The organism is uncultured Tenacibaculum sp. (genome assembly GCF_947504135.1).
GTDB lineage: Bacteria > Bacteroidota > Bacteroidia > Flavobacteriales > Flavobacteriaceae > Polaribacter.
Genome location: NZ_CANNGG010000001.1, coordinates 381,553 through 400,546 on the forward strand (window position 1 = coordinate 381,553; position 18,994 = coordinate 400,546).

Genomic DNA, 18,994 nt, shown 5'->3' on the forward strand with positions numbered 1-18,994 from the left:
AACTAAGTTTAAAACACAGCATAAAAAAAGCATCGTACTCAGTACGATGCTTTTTTATTTATAGTTTACAAGGCTATTTGAATAGCCTAAATATATCGTTTCCGTTTGCGAATAGTAGTAATGCTATTAATAAGATAAATCCTGTAATTTGAGCATACTCTAAGAACTTATCACCTGGTTTTTTACCCGTAATCATTTCCCATAAGGTAAATACAACGTGACCACCATCTAACGCAGGAATTGGTAATAAATTCATAAAACCTAACATGATTGATAAGAATGCTGTAATGTTCCAGAATGTTTCCCAGCTAAATTCAGAAGGAAATATACTTCCAATAGAAATAAATCCTCCTAAACCTTTGTAAGCACCTGTACTCGGATTTAAAATCTTTTTCATTTGCTTAATATAGTTAGTTAGGGTTGTCCAAGCTTTGTTTGCTCCTGCAGGAATAGCTTCTCCAAAAGAATAACTTCTTTCAGCTAAGGTGTAATATCCTAACTTTTCTAAATCTGGTAAAGATAAAATAGCAATAACAACACCTAATTTTCCTTCTTCAGTAACTTTTACAGGAAGGCTCACATTTTGGTTATCTCTTTTAACGGTAATAGTTACATCTTGACCTTTATTTTTATCTAGTTCAACTTGAGCTTGATCAAAATAGGTTATTGGTGTTCCATTAATAGAAGTTATAATATCTGTCTTTTGTAATCCACTTTTGTTATTTGGAGAATCTTCAGGAACTTGTCCTATTACAAAAGGTGTTCTGTAGCTTAGAAAAGCACCAGCATCTTTACTTCTATCAACTAATTTAGAAATAAAGTCTGTAGGAATTTCTTTTTCTAGAACGGTTCCATTTCTTTCTATAGTATAATTATGCCCGTTGATAAATTCTAAGGGAAGCTCTCTAAATTTTTCAATTTTTTGACCGTCAATAGTTAAAATTTTATCTCCTGTTTCTAAACCTAAGTCTTTTCCTAATTGGTCTTGAACCCAAACGCCATCTTTTAAACTTTCATTTGGTAGGTATTTCTCACCATAAGCCCACATCAAACAGATGTATATTAAAATACCTAAGACAAAATTTACAAAAACACCACCTAACATAATAATTAAACGTTGCCATGCTGGTTTAGAACGGAACTCCCATGGTTCAGCAGGCTTTTGCATTTGCTCAGTGTCCATGCTTTCATCAATCATTCCAGCAATCTTAACATACCCCCCTAACGGAATCCAACCAATACCATAAACAGTTTCTCCTACTTTCTTTTTAAATAAAGAGAATTTATAATCGAAAAACAGATAGAATTTTTCTACTCGGGTTTTGAATAATTTGGCAGGAATAAAGTGTCCTAATTCGTGCAAAACGATTAAGAGCGATAAGCTTAAAATAAACTGTGATGCTTTTATTAAAATCTCCATAAATGGTGTTCGTCTAAATTTAAAATCTGACAAATGTACGTTTTTAACAACAGTTGTAAAAGTTTGCACGTAAGTTAGCCTTTGGTTTTAACAAAGTTTTTAGGATAGTGGTTTATAAACGCTGTTTTTAGTCGTATTTTTGTAGAAAATTTTAGTACTGTGGATATTAAATTCTTTAAAAAATCAAAAAGCACCTTAATTTTTATTTTAGTTTTTTGTGCTATTGGAGTTCCTGTTTTTTATCATTTGGTAAAAGTTGATAACAAATTACCTATTTATAACCCTGCTGATATTAACCCTAAATTGGTGGATGCTTCTGTAAGAAACAGAACAAAAAACCATAGAGTAGGTGAGTTTTCCTTAATTAACCAGAATGGAGATACGATTACGAATGCTGATTATAAAGGAAAGATTTATATAGCCGATTTCTTTTTTACCCGTTGTCAAACTATTTGTATTGCGATGGCGTATAATATGAGTGAGTTGCAAGAGCATTATAAAAATGATGACGACATCATGTTTTTATCACACTCCGTGACTCCAGTAATGGATAGCGTTCCACAATTACGAAAGTACGCTACTGAAAAAGGGGTGATTGATGGAAAATGGAATGTAACTACAGGAAAGAAGAAACATATTTACAACTTAGCACGTAAACACTATTTTGCTGTATTGGATGAAGGTGATGGCGGAGAAAGTGATTGGGTTCACACAGAGAATTTTGTGTTAATTGATAAAGAAGGACGCATAAGAGGTTCGTATGATGGAACTAAAAAAGAAAATATGCAGAAAATTATTGATGATATTACTCTTTTAAAAGAAGAGTACAAATAGGAGATTACAAAAAACTCACAAGTAAAAGACCTTGATGTTAAGCTTAACATCAAGGTCTTTTAGTTTATAGTAGAATTTAGTTTATTTTTTATTTCCGTCTTCATCAAAATTCTTGTTAATTTCTTGTTCTGTTTTAACTACAGATACAGCTAATGATAATAACATAATTGCCATTGGTTGCCATGTTAATTCTTTTGATAAGTAAGCTAAAACCAAAGCTGCAACTAACGAAATTGCTGAATATTTCATAAACTCCTTAGTAAAAAAAGAATTAGCGAATTGCCAAACAGTATCATTCTTCATGGTTTTATTAGTACGGTAACCGTAAATCGCATTGATTTCTTTTGGTGGGAAAAAATGAAAAATAATACTGAATAAAAAAAGCACTCCGTTTATAGAAAGCACATAATAAATAGGGTTCATGTTTTAATGTTTAATAGAATTTACAATCCCTTTTAACAAGGAGTTTACATCGGCATTTTTGGTAAGTCCGGTACGAACTACCACTAAATCTTGATCAGGCAAAATAAATACATTTTGACCTTTATAACCGTTAAAAGAATACATATTTTTAGGAGCATCAGGAAATTTTCCACCAGCGTTTAACCAAATTTGTGCTCCGTAAGAACCATCAGAAGTTGGTGTAGGTTTTGTAGCATAATCAAACCAATCTTTATCAAAAAGGTGCTCACCATTCCACTCACCGTTGTGTAGGTATAATAATCCAAGCTTAGCCCAGTCTCTTGTAGTAGCCCAAGCATATGATGAACCTACATAATGATTACTCATATCGGTTTCAACTATCATAGAATTCATGCCAATTTTATCAATTAAACCACTATACCAAAAATCGAGATATTCTTGTTGTGTGTTGAATTTTGTTCGTAAAATACCAGAGAGTAAATTAGTAGTTCCAGAAGAATAATTCCAAGTTTCGTTTGGTTTTCCTACCAATGGTTTATTAATTTGAACTTTGGTCATGTCTTTTTCTAAAAACAACATTTTAGTAGCGTCTGAAATAGTGTTATAGTCTTCATTCCATTCCAAACCAGAATTCATTTGTAGTAAATTATGAATCGTAATGTTTTTACGATCGTCGTTTTTCCATTCAGAAAACAAGTTATTTTCTTGAACATCAACTTTCCCTTGACATTTTAAAATTCCAAACAAAGTACCTGTAATACTTTTGGTCATAGACCAACCTAACTGTTTCGATTCTTTGGTAAAACCAGTATCATATTTTTCAAAAATAATCTTGTCTTTATATACCACTACTATCGAGCGTGTTTGATTTCTATCATTAAAAATAGTATCAATAGTTTCGTTTAGTTTTGTATAATCAATGTTAGTGAAAATAGTGTCCTTATGATCTGCATTTCCATAAGGAAAAGGAGTGATATTATCAGGTTCAGAACGTTTTGGAGTAAGTTGAGGTTTGGTAATATCAAAATCATTAGTAACCAAAACAGCTCCAAGGCCTTCTCTATAAATAGCTTTTCTTTTTAGCAATCCATACACAGAGCCAGTAGCTGATTTTTCTTCTGTATTAATTTTATCAGAAGTAATATTTATAGGAGAAAAGTTATTATCATTAGCATCGGTAAACTCTAAACTTCTTCCTGCTAGAAATACAGAAGAAGCTGTGTTTTTAGCGGAGTATCCTGCAAGAATATTTAGCTTTGGATAGTTATAAAAAATAGTAATTACAAGGGCAATTAAAATAAGAAAAAGGATTCTTTTAAAATTTTTCATGTGAGAGGTTTCTAGCAAATGTAAGAATTTAATTGTTTGATGTTTGTATTTGAAACGCAAGCCCTACCTTTGTGCTAAATTTGATATTTTACATGTTTAGTATAGATAAAATTCGAGCTGATTTTCCTATTTTAAATAGAGAAGTACATGGGAAAAAATTAGTGTATTTAGATAACGGAGCAACCTCGCAAACACCACAGGTAGTAATTGACGCTATTGTAGATTATTACTCTAATTATAATGCAAATATTCATAGAGGTGTACATACATTAAGTCAGGAAGCAACTGATAAGTATGAGGAAGCCAGAATTAAGATTCAAAAACATTTCAATGCGAAGCACTCGTATGAAATTATTTTAACTTCAGGAACAACACATGGAGTTAATATTGTAGCATCTGGTTTCGCATCAATTTTACAAGAAGGAGATGAAATAATTGTTTCTGCCTTAGAGCATCATTCTAATATCGTGCCTTGGCAAATGTTATGTGAAAAAACAGGAGCTATTTTAAAGGTAATTCCAATGAATGAAGATGGTTCTTTACGCATGGATTTATACCATGAATTATTGAATCCAAAAACAAAATTAGTTTTTTGTAATCATGTATCTAATGCATTAGGAACAATTAATCCAATAAAAGAAATTATTCATGCTGCACACAAATTTGGTGCTTATGTGTTGATTGATGGTGCACAAGCAGTACCGCACATAAAACCAGATGTACAAGCATTAGATGCCGATTTTTATGTGGCTTCGGCTCATAAAATGTGTGGGCCAACAGGTGTTGGAATGCTATATGGTAAAGAAGAATTGTTGCAATTATTACCACCATACCAAGGGGGTGGAGAAATGATTGAAACTGTAACTTTTGAAAAAACTACGTATGCAGGATTGCCTCACAAGTTTGAAGCGGGTACACCTAATATTTGCGGAGGAATTGCTTTTGGAGTCGCTGTAGATTATATGAATTCAGTTGGTTTTGACAACATAGAAAAGCAAGAAAACGAATTGTTATCGTACGCAACGCAAGAATTAGAAAAAATAGATGGATTAAAAATCTATGGAACAACTAACAAAACATCTGTTATCTCTTTTAATTTAGAAGGAATACACCCGTATGATGTTGGAGCTATTTTAGATAAGTTAGGTGTTGCTGTTCGTACAGGTCACCATTGTGCACAACCTATTATGGATTTTTATTGTATTCCAGGAACAGTGAGAGCTTCTTTTTCTTTTTATAATACCAAAGAAGAAGTTGATGTATTGGTAAATGCTGTTAAGAAAGCGCAAATGATGTTAAGTTAGTATAATAACTAAGACATAAAAAAAGCCTCCAAATGGAGGCTTTTTTGTTTATGATAGTTTCTTGTTAATCTCTCGACATAAATATCTGTAGTACATACCAGAACAACAACATTAAAGAAGCAAATAACCCTAATGCTGCTGGAATATAATCATCTGTAGAGAATTTGTGAACTAAGTTAGATGTCTGATATAAAATAGAACCAGCAGCTAACACACACATTCCAACAGAAAACCATAATCCTAAGTTAAACCCGAATAAAGCTCCGGCTATAATCAATCCGATAGCGATAAAAAATCCAACAGATAATCCAGCTCTTATAAAAGAAAAGTCTTTTTTGGTAATAAAAACGATGGATGAAATTCCAACAAATAAAGCAAGTGTTACAATTCCTACCTGTTTTATAATATCAAAGTTGTTGGTATAAGAAATGGCAATATAAATTAGAGGGATAAAAATAAAAGCTTCAGCAAAGATATACCCTGAATAGGCTAAGTATTGTAAGTTTTTGTCAGAAGTTTTTAAGGCAGTACTTTCTGCATAGTTTGTAATTAACATAAAACCACCTAGTAACAATAACCATTTATAACCTTGGGTCATTGATAAAGCAAATTCAACAACCGTAGCACTTTGTAAAAATAAATATTCAAACAAAACGAATAATAATACACCACCAGCAACGTGTGTGTAGGTCTTTTTGTAAAAAGCTATTCTGTCAGCTTCTGAAACTTGTGCAACAAGCACTTTTGGTTCAAATGAGTTTTGCATAAATTATTTTTTTAACTAGATGTAAATATATGTTTTTTAGGTGATTTTAAATTTATCTTTCCATGTTGTAGAAAATACAATTTAAATGTGTTAAAAATGTCGTATTTAAAATTTTTATTGTTTAAAATTGACGTTTTTTTATTGTTTTTGTTAAGTTTTAACATTTTTATATTGTTAATAAATGCAGGCTCCCAAGTGATAAAACCTAATAAATTAACTTTTTTTTAACTTTTATCTAGCGTTTAAAAAAAATCATATATTGCATATTGTAAAAAAAACCTTCAAATAACTATCAAATTTACAGGTATTTAACAATATAATTGATGATATCTTTTTTTGAGTTTTTTAACAAATTTATTGCCTTATGGGCAGTTTTATCAATAACTAATTTTTTAATTATTCACAACATGAAAAGAATTTTTTTAACACTAGCTGTAGTAGCCTCATTTTTAGTAGGATGTCAGGAAAACTCTAAAGACGAAGCTTTAGCCCCTCAAGAATCAATTGATATGAGTGACTTTTATGTAGAAACAGAAGAAGTTTCTCATAGAGGAGGGTCAGAACAATGCCACTCAATGAGAGTTTTAAACAGGCAAGTAAAAGAAAACCCAGGGTTATACAAAAAAATGTATGATATTGAGTATGCTACAAGAAAAATAACAACAAAGAAAGGTAAACCAAGGGGAGGAAGTACTGGAGGAGATGTAGATGTAGCTCCAATAGAAGATGGTTTAGGAACTATTAATATTCCTGTATATGTACATATTGTTTTACCAAACTCTAATAGTGTTACAAATTCTCAAATTCAAGCACAAATGAATGTATTGAATGACGACTTTAGTAATCCAAATACAAATCAACTTCCTTCTGGGGCATCGGATTTTATCAACGATGCAACTGATACAGGAATCCAGTTTACATTAGCAGGTACTTTTAGGCATGATGACTCTAGGTCATCTTGGGGAACGAACGATGCTGTTAAGGCTGCTTATCCTCCAATTACACCAGAAACACACTTAAATGTTTGGGTATGTGAAATAGGAGGAGGTATCTTAGGATATGCTCAATTTCCAGGAGGTTCTTTATCTACAGATGGTGTAGTGTTATTAGCAGGAACTTTACCAGGAGGTTCTTCTGCTCCATATAATATGGGAAGAACTGCAACCCATGAAGTTGGTCATTACTTAAATTTACGTCACATTTGGGGAGACGGAAGATGTCGTCAAGACGATTTCGTAGCTGATACTCCATCTTCTGATGCTTCAAACTACGGGTGTCCAACGTATCCAGACGTTAGCTGTAAATCTGCTGATATGACAATGAACTATATGGATTATACAAACGATGCTTGTATGTATATGTTTACAGATGGTCAACGTAACAGAATGAGAGCTTTATTTGCTTCAGGTGGTGCAAGAGCTTCTATGTTAAACTAGAAAAAACCAAAGTCTTTTAAAAAGACGTTCTCAATAATTATTTTTAATTATTATAAAGCCAAGAGGTATTAAGCTCTTGGCTTTTTTATATTTTTAACAACTCAAATAAAACGTGCACATTGAAAAATATAAAATTCCCAACACCGCATACCATTTTATTATTAATAGCAGGGTTTGTTGCTATCTTAACGTGGTTTATACCCGCAGGTAAATTCGATACGTTGCAGTATCAAGAAGCTGATAGTTCTTTTGTTTATAAACATTTAGAAGAAGAAAAAACAATGCCTGTGAATCAAGAAACATTAGAAGCTTTAGGAATTAAAATTCCGTTGGAAAAATTCACGAGTGGAGATATTGCAAAACCGATTAGTGTACCAGGAACCTATACCCAACTAGACCCAAAACCTCAAGGGTTTTTAGACTTTTTTAAATCACCTATAAAAGGAATTATTCAATCTTCGGATATAATTTTATTTGTTCTAATTTTAGGTGGAATTATAGGAATAATGAACTTCACAGGTGCTTTTGATGCTGGAATAGCTTGGTTAGCAAAAACACTAAAAGGAAAAGAGTATTGGCTCATATTTGTAGTAACAACTTTAATAGCTGTAGGAGGAACTACCTTTGGGTTAGCAGAAGAAACCATTGCTTTTTATCCTATACTAATTCCCATATTTTTAGCAGCAAAATATGACGCAATTGTAGCTTTAGCTTGTGTATATATTGGGTCGTCTATTGGTACTATGTGCTCAACGGTAAATCCGTTTAGTGTGATTATAGCTTCAGATGCTGCAGGGATCAACTGGACAACTGGTTTTACAGGGAGATTGTTAATGCTAATTGGAGGAGTTGTTATTTGTGTTATTTACATTTTACGTTATGCAAACAAAGTTCAAAAAGACCCAACAAAATCTATTATTTACGACCAAAAAGAGATGATTGAAAATCTTTTTGGTAGTTCAACTTCAAATACGCACAGTTTAACAGGTAGGTTAAGAGTAATACTAACCATTTTTGCGATGTGCTTCGTAATTATGATTTACGGGGTTTCTCGCTTAGGTTGGTGGTTTGAAGAAATGACTGTAGTGTTTTTAATAGGAGCAATTTTAATTGGTTTTTTAGCCAAAATGAAAGAAGAAAACTTTGTAAATACGTTTATTAAAGGAGCAGGTGATTTATTAGGAGTTGCTTTTATTATCGGTATTGCACGAGGAGTTTCCGTATTAATGGAACAAGGCTTAATAAGCGATACTATTTTACAACACGCAAGTGAGTTTACTACAGGGATGTCTAAGGGAGTTTTTACCAATGTAATGTTATTCATTTATTCAGGGCTATCATTTTTTATTCCAAGTTCTTCAGGTATGGCAGTTTTAACTATGCCTATTATGTCGCCGTTGGCAGATACGGTTGGAGTAGGTAGAGAGGTGATTGTAAATACATATCAATATGGAATGGGGTTATTTGCTTTTATCAATCCAACAGGCTTAATTTTAGCATCCTTAGCTATTGTAAAAGTTGGTTATGATAAATGGTTGAAGTTTGTAATTCCGTTAGTAATTATCTTAACAGTTTTTACAATGCTGGTTTTAACCGCTCAAGTATATCTGTAAATAATGAAACAATTTTATATACTATTTTTCTTGTCTCTTTTCTTTGGATGTAATCCAAAAATAAAACCAACGAATATGCAAAAGAAAATTGTAATTGCTCATCGTGGAGCCTCAGGATATTTACCAGAACACACTATGGAAGCCAAAGCGATGGCGTATGCGATGAATCCTGATTATATAGAACAAGATTTAGTATTGAGTAAAGATGATGTTCCTGTTGTTATTCATGATATTTATTTGGATGATGTCACTGATGTTGCTGAAAAATTTCCAGAAAGAAAACGAGAAGACGAACGTTTTTATGTAATTGATTTTACATTTGATGAGTTACAACAATTGAGTGTAACTGAGCGATTTAACCCAAAAACAGGAGTACAAGTGTATCCGAATCGATTCCCAAAAGGAAAAGGAAACTTTAAATTACACTCTTTACAAGAGGAAATAGAGCTAATTCAAGGACTAAATGCTTCCACAGGAAAAAATATCGGAATTTATCCCGAAATTAAAAACCCTGAATTTCACCACCAAAACGGAAAAGACATTGCCAAAATTACGTTGAACATTCTTTCAGAATACGGATATAAAACCAAGAAAGATAAATGTATGTTTCAGTGTTTTGATGCCAAAGAATTAGGGCGAGTGCGTACTGAATTACAATCGGAATTGTTTTTAGTGCAGTTAATTGAATTTCCAGAGGAAGCCAAACAACTCAAACACTTTGCAGTCTATGCTGATGGACTAGGACCTTGGTACAAGCAAATTTTAGATAAGAAAGAAGGAACTCAGTGGAAGTTTACAACATTGGTTGAAGAAGCTCATAAACTAGGATTACAAGTGCATCCGTACACTTTTAGAGTTGATCAATTAGATGAGTTTTCTTCTTTTGAAGAAATGATGCAAGTATTGTTTTTTGAAGCAAATGTTGACGGCGGTTTTACCGATTTTCCAGATAAAATGGTTCAGTTTTTAGCTACACAGTAACTTCTATTAACTTATTTCGATACACTGATAGTAGTTTTGATTTAGAGATAAAACCAACATACACACCGTTTTTAACTACAGGCAAGTTCCAAGCACCACTTTCTTTAAATTTTTGCATCACCTTTTCAGTGTCGTCATCATAAAAAATGATGGCGGGAGCTATTCTCATAATATCTTTAACAGTAGTTGTATCGTACAGCTCTTGATTAAACATCATAGGGCGGATATCATCTAGCAAAACAATTCCCATAAACTTATTTTCATTATCAACAACAGGAAAAATATTTCGTTTCGATTTAGAAACAGCTTGTTTAAGCATCTCTCCTAGGGTCATGTCAGGGTAAATTTTAATAAAGTTCTTTTCAATAATCTTACTAATCTTCATCATCATCATTACATTTTTATCTTTATTGTGTGTAATAAGTTCACCACGTTTAGCTAGCTCAATAGTGTAAATTGAATTAGAGACAAAGTATTTGGTAATGGCATAAGAAACGGCTGAAACGAGCATCAATGGAACAAATAAATCATAACCTCCAGTTATTTCAGCAATTAAGAAAATAGCCGTTAAAGGTGCGTGTAAAACCCCTGCCATGAGCCCTGTCATACCAATCAGCGTGAAGTTAGTTTCCGAGACATCAAATCCGAATTGATTGATAATTTTAGCAGTAACATTCCCCAAAGCACTTCCCATAACAAGTGTTGGAATAAAAATCCCACCAACTCCACCCGCAGCAAAAGTAGTAGTCATGGCAATTACTTTAAAAACACCAATAATTAATAGAAAAATTATAACCATCCACACATTGTCAAAATCAATATTATAATGGATGCTTTTGAGAGCAGCACTAGCATTTTCAGACAATAAATTATTGATAATTCCGTACCCTTCACCAAATAAAGGAGGAATTAAAAACAGCATTATACCAATAGCAATTCCACCAAATACTAGTCGTTTAAAAGGGTTGTGTTTTTTGAAGAAATTAATAATTTTAAAGTAAATTTTAGAAAAATATACAGATGAAAACCCTGTAAAAATAGCCAAAGCAATATAAAAGACGAGGTCGTTAATTTCAAAAGCATCTTGTAGTTGTACACTAAATAGTACATCCTTTCCTAAAAAGAAATAAGAAGTAATTACAGCAGAAACAGATGCTAATAATAACGGAACTAACGATGCAAAAGCAAGGTCTAAACTAAAAATTTCTACTGCAAAAATAATAGCAGCAATAGGGGCTTTGAACATTGAAGACATTGCTCCTGCAGTAGCACAACCAATTAGCAACATACGAGTTCTCATATTCATATGAAAAAGCTGAGCAACACCAGAGCCTAAGGCAGCACCAGTACTTACAGCAGGTCCCTGTAATCCAACAGAACCTCCAAAACCTACAGTTATGGGGGCTGTAATTAACGAAGCATAAATTTTATAACGCTCAATAATCCCATTCTTTTTAGATATGGACTGTAAAGTGGTAGAAATACCGTGACCAATATCTTTTTTGATGAAATATTTCTTTATGTAAAACACTAAAAATAACCCGATGATAGGAAAAATAAAGTATAATGAATGATGATAATCTTTAATAAGTCCATCTTCTAAAATACGGTGAAAGTAAAAAGTAAGGTTCTTAAGAATTAAGGTACCAATACCGGCTAAAAACCCGACTAAAACGCTTAAAACATATACAAACTGTCGTTCAGAGATATGTTTGTATCTCCAAATTAATATTTTTTTATAAGCTTCTTTAGATGTAGGCATTGTGTTCTAGATGCTTAGTTAATTTTTGAAAAGCTAAATATGAATAATTAAAGATATAATTTATTAAGAAATGTTGTAGGTTTTTATAAAAAAGAAAAATCCCATTCTAATTCTAGAACGGGATTTTTTATTGGTTATTACGAAGTAAATTGTATTCGATGTGGTAACCCTCTTGTTTTGTAACAAGGTAGACTACCCTTTAATATCTAGTTTAATGCTCAATTCTTGTAATTGCTCATCGTCTATAGTTGCAGGAGCATCAATCATTACATCGCGTCCTGAATTGTTTTTAGGGAAAGCAATAAAATCACGAATGGTTTCTTGACCTCCTAAAATAGCTACCAAGCGATCTAACCCGAAAGCTAAACCTCCGTGTGGTGGTGCTCCGTATTCAAAAGCATCCATTAAGAAACCGAACTGAGCTTTTGCCTCTTCTTCGGTAAATCCTAAATGCTTAAACATGATAGCCTGAGTTTCTTTATCGTGAATTCTAATAGAACCTCCACCAATTTCGTTTCCGTTTAACACTAAATCGTAAGCATTTGCTTTTACAGCTCCTGGATCAGTATCTAATAATGCTAATTGACCTGGTTTCGGAGAAGTAAAAGGATGGTGCATTGCGTGGTAATGACCTGTTTCTTCGTCTAATTCTAATAATGGGAAGTCAATTACCCATAACGGAGCAAATTCGTTTGGTTTACGTAAACCTAAACGTTCTGCCATTTCCATACGTAAAGCACTTAATTGTGCGCGAACTTTGTTAGTATTTCCTGAAAGTACACAAATTAAATCCCCAGCCTTCGCTCCGGTAGCTTCTGCCCATTTTGCTAAATCTTCTTGGTCATAAAACTTGTCTACTGATGATTTAAAGCTTCCATCTTCGTTACATTTCACATACACCATTCCTAAAGCTCCTATTTGCGGACGCTTTACCCAATCGATTAATTTATCAATTTCTTTACGAGTGTATGAAGCTCCTCCTGGTACAGCAATTCCTACTACTAATTCTGCTGAATTAAATACTTTGAAATCTTTGTGTTGCGCTACTTCGTTTAACTCGCCAAATTCCATTCCGAAACGGATGTCTGGTTTATCATTTCCGTATTTACGCATAGCTTCATCAAAAGTAATTCTTGGGAATTTGTCTACTTCAACTCCGTTAATTTCTTTTAATAAATGACGTGTCATTCCTTCAAAAATTTCTAACACATCTTCTTGCTCAACAAACGCCATTTCACAGTCTATTTGTGTAAATTCTGGTTGACGGTCGGCACGTAAGTCTTCATCTCTAAAACACTTTACAATCTGGAAGTATTTATCCATACCACCTACCATTAACAACTGTTTAAAGGTTTGAGGAGATTGTGGTAAGGCGTAAAATTGTCCCACGTTCATTCGAGAAGGTACTAAGAAATCTCGTGCTCCTTCTGGAGTGGATTTGATTAAATATGGAGTTTCCACATCAATAAATCCTTTGTCAGATAAATATTTACGAACTTCCATCGATACTTTATGACGGAAAACTAAGCTGTTTTTTACCGGATTACGACGAATATCTAAATAACGATATTTCATACGTAAATCTTCACCACCATCCGTTTCATCTTCAATAGTAAAAGGTGGTAATTTAGCTTCGTTTAAAATTTCTAAGTTCGATACTAAAACTTCTACATCACCTGTTGGAATATTTGCGTTTTTAGATTGACGCTCAATAACTTTTCCAGTTACTTGTACAACAAACTCACGTCCTAAAGTTTTTGCTTTCTCCATTAAGTCTTTAGAAGTGCGTTCCTCGTCGAAAATCAACTGTGTAATTCCGTAACGATCACGTAAATCTACCCAAATCATAAAACCTTTATCACGTGATTTTTGTACCCATCCAGAAAGGGTAACTTCAGTATTAATGTGCGATGCTCTTAATTCACCACAAGTATGCGTTCTGTACATTTTTAAAAATTTTATTCTCGCATAGCGAGATTTCTTACAAATTTGACATTCCGAACTTGTTTCGGAATCTAGAAATTTTTGCTGTGCAAATTTAACTATAAATGTTAGTTTGTAAAAAATTACCACGACTTAGTTTTTATGACTTTAAATCATTTGTTTTGCAGTATAAAAACCTTTTTCAAATGACATTAGACGTATTTAAACAAACCATACAAAACACACCAAAAAAAGTTGAGTTTTCTGACACTATTTCGGTAATTGAAAGTCTGTATAGTTTCACTCCTACTGCCTTTAAAAATGGAAGTTTATACAACGAAGCTGAAAAAAATCAAGGTTCGTGTAAAATATTTTCGTTTGCTATACAGCAGGGATTTAGTAAAGAAGAAACCTTAGCGTGTTTTGGAAAGTATTATTTTGAAGATGTGTTATATAATCCAGAAGGAACAGATCATCAAAATATTAGAAACTTTATAAAAATAGGTTTTGAAGGCTTGCTTTTTGAAGGAGAGCCCTTGGCTAAACATTAAAAACTCCTCTTTTTAACTTCTGAAAATACTTAGCAGCTTCTCTTTTTACTTTTGGCGCTAAAATTAGCGTTGAAAGCACAGTAGGAATTGCCATTAAAGCATAAGCACTATCAATTAGGTTGATAACAAAGTCTAATTTTATGATAGAAGCAATTACAATAGTGATGATGTAAATGTAATTGTATGATTTTCCAATCTTGGTATTGGTTAAAAAGCTTAAACAACTAAATCCGTAAAAAGAGTAGGTGAAGAGTGTTGAAAAAGCAAAAATCAATACACAAATGGTTAAAATTACACTACCTATGTTGTGAGGAAGCACAGCGTCAAAAGCAGCTAAGGTCATCGAAATTCCGTTACCGTCAAAACCTTTCCAAACACCCGAAGCTAAAATAGCCAAGGCAGTTAAAGAACAAACTAATAAAGTATCAATAGCAGGCCCTAGCATAGCAACTAATCCTTCACGGATAGGTTCTTTGGTTTTTGCCGTTCCATGCATCATAGGTGCAGTTCCTAAACCAGCTTCGTTAGAAAAAGCAGCTCGTTTTACTCCAGTAATTATTAAAACTCCTAAAGCACCACCAAGAACAGATTTTCCTGAAAAAGCATCTTCAAAAATTAAAGAAAAAATAGCAGGAACTTGTTCTATTCTTAAAAACAGGATTGTTAACACTGTAACAAGATATACGACAACCATTACAGGAACTAATTTCCCTGCAACACTACCAATTCGTTTAATTCCCCCAAAAATTACCATGGCAACAACAATGGCAATAGAAATACCTAATAATAATTTAGCGGTAAAATGATTGGTTTCATGTACTTGAAAAACATCAATCAATGTTTGTGTTAACTGGTTTGCTTGAAAAGCAGGTAGCGTTCCTATCAATCCAGCAGAAGCAAAAAACACAGCTAAAGGTTTCCATTTTTTTCCTAATCCTTCAGTAATTACATACATTGGGCCACCTTTTACATTTCCATCTTCATCAGTTCCGCGATACATTACTGATAGGCTACAGGTAAAAAATTTGGTAGCCATACCTACAAAGGCACTTGCCCACATCCAAAAAATAGCACCAGGACCTCCCGTTGCGATAGCAATGGCAACACCGCTTATATTTCCCATTCCTACGGTGGCTGCAATAGCAGAAGATAAAGCTTCATAATGCGATAAATCTCCAGGAGAATCAGCTTTGTCATATTTTCCTCTTAAAATAGCAATGGCATGTCCCATATATCTAAAAGGAACCAACCCTGAATAAATAAATAGGTATAAACCACCACCAATTAATAAGGGGATTCCCCATACCCAAGAAGAAAATTGAGCAACTAAGTCTTGAATGTTTGCAAACATAAAGTGATATTTTAAGCGAAAGTACTAAAAGTGAGTATAAACAAAAGAACGATAGCTGTGAATTAACAACTATCGTTCTTTTGTGAATTTTATATGTGCTGTGTTTTTATTTACAAACGATTCCCTTTTTCCCTAAGAATTCAATATCTCTTAAAAAACCTTCTTGAATAGTTTCTGCTTGAAAAATAAAGGTTTTATCGTATAGCCTATTGTTTTCAAAAAACGTTACCTGAAAACGATTGTCTAAATTAAACAATTCAGGTTGCATCAATTCAAATTTTTGATAGCTGTTAGCAGGAAGTTTGTCTATTTTTCTACGGAAAACAGAAGTGGTTTTAGTGTCTGAGAATCCTTGAGAAACAATAACTACCATTTCTAAATCGACATCTTTCTTGTTAAGAATGTATACATTCCAATCCTCTTTACCGTCAATTTCATTGGTTTCTAATACTACAGCGATTTCTATACCTGTTACTATAGGGATTTCAATATCTTTTTTCATTTTGAAACTATTGTTTTAAATCGTTGTTAGTTTTTTTAATTAAAAAAATAAAATTAATTATTGAGAATATTAGTATAGTAAAATGATTAACTTTTTGATTTTCAAAAGGAATGAATTCAAAGAAAGCATTAAGTCCAAAAACAATTAATCCGATACTTGAGACAAGTAAAATAGGAGTGTTCTTTATCAAATTAAAAAAATTAAATTACCGATTTAAATTGTTCTAAGAAACGTTTGTCATTTTCGTAGAACATACGGATATCTGGAATTTGGTATAATAACATTGCAATACGCTCAATACCCATTCCGAAAGCATAACCGCTATATTTTGTAGGATCGATATTACAGTTCTTTAATACATTAGGATCTACCATACCACATCCCATAATTTCTAACCAACCAGTTCCTTTGGTAATTCTATAGTCGGTTTCAGTTTCTAATCCCCAATAAATATCTACTTCAGCACTTGGCTCAGTAAATGGGAAATATGACGGACGTAAACGTATTTTAGATTTACCAAACATTTCTTTGGTAAAGTATAATAAGGTTTGCTTTAAATCGGCAAAAGAAACATCAGTATCAATGTATAAACCTTCTACTTGGTGGAAAATACAGTGAGCACGTGCCGAAATATCTTCGTTTCTAAATACACGACCTGGAGAAATTGTACGAATTGGAGGTTCGTTGTTTTCCATATAACGTACTTGTACCGATGAGGTATGTGTTCTTAACAATGTATCAGGATTTTTTTCAATAAAGAAAGTATCCTGCATATCACGTGCTGGGTGATATTCTGGTAAGTTTAAAGCTGTAAAGTTGTGCCAATCATCTTCAATTTCTGGACCTTCAGAAACGGTGAAGCCAATGCGGTTAAAAACCTCTATGATTTGATTTTTAACTAAAGAAATTGGGTGACGTGAACCTAAGTTAATTGGCTCAGACGGACGTGTTAAGTCACCATAAACACCTTTGTCTTCAATAGTATTCTCAATAGCTTCCTTTAACGTGTTTACTTTTTCTTCAGCTGAATTTTTAAGTAAATTGATGGTTTGACCAAATTCTTTCTTTTGGTCGTTAGGTACATTTTTAAATTCAGCAAATAAATCTTTTAAAATTCCTTTACTTCCTAAATATTTAATTCTAAACGCTTCAATTTCCTCTTTTGAAGTAGTATTAAAAGTATTTACCTCTCCAATCAATTCTTTTACCTTGTCTAACATAATCTGTCCAAAACTTAAGTGGCAAATTTACGTTTTTTTGTGAAAAAAAAAGGGGTTTTAAGAGTCTTTGCTTGTAATACTAGTGAAACAATGAAATTAACCAGTAAAATGGAAATTAAAAAATAGTAAATTAAGTATATTTGTATAGTAAAAATACAGAACAACTAAATTTATGGAGTCTAAAATAAATGCATTTATGGATTACGTTAAAGAGCGTAATGCATACGAACCAGAGTTTTTGCAAGCTGTACATGAAGTAGCAGAAACTGTAATTCCGTTTATAGAAAACAATCCAAAGTATCAAGGTAAAAAATTATTAGAACGCATGGTTGAACCTGAGCGTACGATTATGTTTAGAGTGCCTTGGGTTGATGATAACGGAGAAACTCAAGTAAACAGAGGGTATAGAGTTGAGTTTAACTCAGCTATTGGTCCTTACAAAGGAGGCTTACGTTTTCATCCATCAGTAAACTTATCAATTTTAAAGTTCTTAGGATTTGAACAAGTATTCAAAAACTCATTAACTACTCTACCAATGGGTGGAGGTAAAGGAGGGTCTGATTTTAACCCTAAAGGAAAATCTGATCGTGAAGTTATGGCGTTTTGTCAATCATTCATGACAGAATTAGCACGTCATATTGGTCCTGATACTGATGTCCCTGCTGGAGATATTGGTGTTGGTGGTCGTGAAATTGGTTACATGTTTGGTCAATACAAACGTTTACGTAACGAATTTACTGGAGTGTTAACTGGTAAAGGAGCTTCTTGGGGAGGTTCATTAATCCGTCCTGAAGCTACAGGTTATGGTGATGTTTACTTTGCAGAAAACATGTTAAAAACAAAAGGAGATTCTTTTGAAGGTAAAACTGTAGTTGTGTCTGGTTCTGGTAACGTAGCACAATATGCCACTGAAAAAGCAACTCAATTAGGAGCTAAAGTTGTTACTTTATCTGATTCATCGGGTTATATCTATGATGAAAATGGTATTGATGCTGAAAAATTAGCTTTTGTACAGGAGTTAAAGAATGTAAAGCGTGGACGTATTAGTGAATATGTAGATCAATATCCATCAGCAAAATTCTTTAAAGGAGAAAGACCTTGGGGAACTAAGTGTGATGTGGCCTTACCATGTGCAACTCAAAATGAGTTAAACGGTGAAGAGGCTACAACTTTAGTTGCTAACGGATGTATTTGTGTGGCTGAAGGAGCAAACATGCCTTCTACTCCAGAAGCTATTGAGGTATTCCAAAATGCAAAAATATTGTTTGCACCAGGAAAAGCATCTAACGCAGGTGGAGTTGCTACTTCAGGGTTAGAAATGTCTCAAAACTCATTGCGTTTGTCTTGGACTCGTGAAGAAGTCGATGCTAAATTACATTCAATTATGAACAATATTCACGAAGCTTGTGTAAAGTATGGTACACAAGAAGGTGGGTATGTTGATTATGTTAAGGGAGCAAATGTTGCAGGTTTCGTTAAAGTTGCTGATGCAATGTTAGATCAAGGAGCTGTGTAATAAATACCGCATATAAAAAGTAAAAACCTCATAGACATCTATGAGGTTTTGTTTTTTATTAGG

General features: G+C 33.1%; 16 protein-coding genes. 7 read left to right on the forward strand and 9 right to left on the reverse strand.

What is annotated here, in order from left to right; all coding sequences use genetic code 11:
* Positions 1 to 73: 73 nt before the first annotated feature.
* Positions 74 to 1,420 (reverse strand): RIP metalloprotease RseP, encoded by a 1,347-nt coding sequence (gene rseP, locus Q0663_RS01760; RefSeq protein ID WP_299006318.1) that lies wholly within the window; start codon positions 1,418 to 1,420, stop codon positions 74 to 76.
* A 159-nt stretch (positions 1,421 to 1,579) separates the two neighbouring features.
* On the opposite strand from rseP, the gene Q0663_RS01765 reads away from it, so the two are divergent.
* Positions 1,580 to 2,254 (forward strand): SCO family protein, encoded by a 675-nt coding sequence (locus tag Q0663_RS01765; RefSeq protein ID WP_299005401.1) that lies wholly within the window; start codon positions 1,580 to 1,582, stop codon positions 2,252 to 2,254.
* Positions 2,255 to 2,335: 81 nt separating this feature from the next.
* Here the strand turns inward: Q0663_RS01765 and Q0663_RS01770 are convergent, their stop codons facing one another.
* Together Q0663_RS01770 and Q0663_RS01775 are read right to left on the reverse strand one after the other, a co-directional pair.
* Positions 2,336 to 2,677, reverse strand: a complete 342-nt coding sequence (locus Q0663_RS01770) for an SdpI family protein (RefSeq protein ID WP_299005404.1) — start codon at positions 2,675 to 2,677, stop codon at positions 2,336 to 2,338.
* Between the two features lie 3 nt (positions 2,678 to 2,680).
* Positions 2,681 to 4,006, reverse strand: coding sequence for a serine hydrolase (locus Q0663_RS01775; RefSeq protein WP_299005407.1), 1,326 nt, complete (start codon positions 4,004 to 4,006; stop codon positions 2,681 to 2,683).
* A 92-nt stretch (positions 4,007 to 4,098) separates the two neighbouring features.
* Here Q0663_RS01775 and Q0663_RS01780 point away from each other — a divergent pair, with 92 nt between their 5' ends.
* Positions 4,099 to 5,310 (forward strand): aminotransferase class V-fold PLP-dependent enzyme, encoded by a 1,212-nt coding sequence (locus tag Q0663_RS01780; protein ID WP_299005410.1) that lies wholly within the window; start codon positions 4,099 to 4,101, stop codon positions 5,308 to 5,310.
* Positions 5,311 to 5,374: 64 nt separating this feature from the next.
* Here the strand turns inward: Q0663_RS01780 and Q0663_RS01785 are convergent, their stop codons facing one another.
* The gene (locus Q0663_RS01785; RefSeq protein WP_299005413.1) at positions 5,375 to 6,076 is read right to left on the reverse strand and encodes a Bax inhibitor-1 family protein; all 702 of its coding nucleotides are present in this window, start codon (positions 6,074 to 6,076) and stop codon (positions 5,375 to 5,377) included.
* Between the two features lie 407 nt (positions 6,077 to 6,483).
* On the opposite strand from Q0663_RS01785, the gene Q0663_RS01790 reads away from it, so the two are divergent.
* The 3 genes from Q0663_RS01790 to glpQ all read left to right on the forward strand — a co-directional run bounded on the left by Q0663_RS01790 (position 6,484) and on the right by glpQ (position 10,106).
* Positions 6,484 to 7,512: a zinc metalloprotease gene (locus Q0663_RS01790; RefSeq protein WP_299005416.1), complete on the forward strand. Its 1,029-nt coding sequence runs from the start codon at positions 6,484 to 6,486 to the stop codon at positions 7,510 to 7,512.
* Positions 7,513 to 7,631: 119 nt separating this feature from the next.
* Positions 7,632 to 9,125 carry a YfcC family protein gene (locus Q0663_RS01795; protein ID WP_299005419.1) on the forward strand — a complete coding sequence of 498 codons (1,494 nt, stop codon included), beginning with the start codon at positions 7,632 to 7,634 and terminating at the stop codon, positions 9,123 to 9,125.
* 3 nt (positions 9,126 to 9,128) lie between these two features.
* Positions 9,129 to 10,106 carry a glycerophosphodiester phosphodiesterase gene (gene glpQ / locus Q0663_RS01800; protein WP_299005421.1) on the forward strand — a complete coding sequence of 326 codons (978 nt, stop codon included), beginning with the start codon at positions 9,129 to 9,131 and terminating at the stop codon, positions 10,104 to 10,106.
* Here glpQ and Q0663_RS01805 read toward each other — a convergent pair.
* Positions 10,096 to 11,868 (reverse strand): chloride channel protein, encoded by a 1,773-nt coding sequence (locus Q0663_RS01805; RefSeq protein WP_299005424.1) that lies wholly within the window; start codon positions 11,866 to 11,868, stop codon positions 10,096 to 10,098. The two genes, glpQ and Q0663_RS01805, sit on opposite strands and share 11 nt — an antisense overlap.
* 192 nt (positions 11,869 to 12,060) lie before the next feature.
* Positions 12,061 to 13,815 carry an aspartate--tRNA ligase gene (aspS, locus tag Q0663_RS01810; protein ID WP_299005426.1) on the reverse strand — a complete coding sequence of 585 codons (1,755 nt, stop codon included), beginning with the start codon at positions 13,813 to 13,815 and terminating at the stop codon, positions 12,061 to 12,063.
* 182 nt (positions 13,816 to 13,997) lie between these two features.
* Here aspS and Q0663_RS01815 point away from each other — a divergent pair, with 182 nt between their 5' ends.
* Positions 13,998 to 14,342, forward strand: a complete 345-nt coding sequence (locus Q0663_RS01815; RefSeq protein ID WP_299005429.1) for a HopJ type III effector protein — start codon at positions 13,998 to 14,000, stop codon at positions 14,340 to 14,342.
* Here the strand turns inward: Q0663_RS01815 and Q0663_RS01820 are convergent.
* The 3 genes from Q0663_RS01820 to pheS all read right to left on the reverse strand — a co-directional run bounded on the left by Q0663_RS01820 (position 14,332) and on the right by pheS (position 17,415).
* Positions 14,332 to 15,693, reverse strand: coding sequence for a sodium:alanine symporter family protein (locus Q0663_RS01820; RefSeq protein WP_299005432.1), 1,362 nt, complete (start codon positions 15,691 to 15,693; stop codon positions 14,332 to 14,334). The two genes, Q0663_RS01815 and Q0663_RS01820, sit on opposite strands and share 11 nt — an antisense overlap.
* A 106-nt stretch (positions 15,694 to 15,799) precedes the next feature.
* Positions 15,800 to 16,195 (reverse strand): hypothetical protein, encoded by a 396-nt coding sequence (locus tag Q0663_RS01825; protein ID WP_299005435.1) that lies wholly within the window; start codon positions 16,193 to 16,195, stop codon positions 15,800 to 15,802.
* A 200-nt stretch (positions 16,196 to 16,395) separates the two neighbouring features.
* Positions 16,396 to 17,415: a phenylalanine--tRNA ligase subunit alpha gene (gene pheS / locus Q0663_RS01830; protein WP_299005438.1), complete on the reverse strand. Its 1,020-nt coding sequence runs from the start codon at positions 17,413 to 17,415 to the stop codon at positions 16,396 to 16,398.
* Positions 17,416 to 17,587: 172 nt separating this feature from the next.
* Here pheS and gdhA point away from each other — a divergent pair, with 172 nt between their 5' ends.
* The gene (gene gdhA, locus Q0663_RS01835) at positions 17,588 to 18,931 is read left to right on the forward strand and encodes an NADP-specific glutamate dehydrogenase (RefSeq protein WP_299005441.1); all 1,344 of its coding nucleotides are present in this window, start codon (positions 17,588 to 17,590) and stop codon (positions 18,929 to 18,931) included.
* Positions 18,932 to 18,994 lie beyond the last annotated feature (63 nt).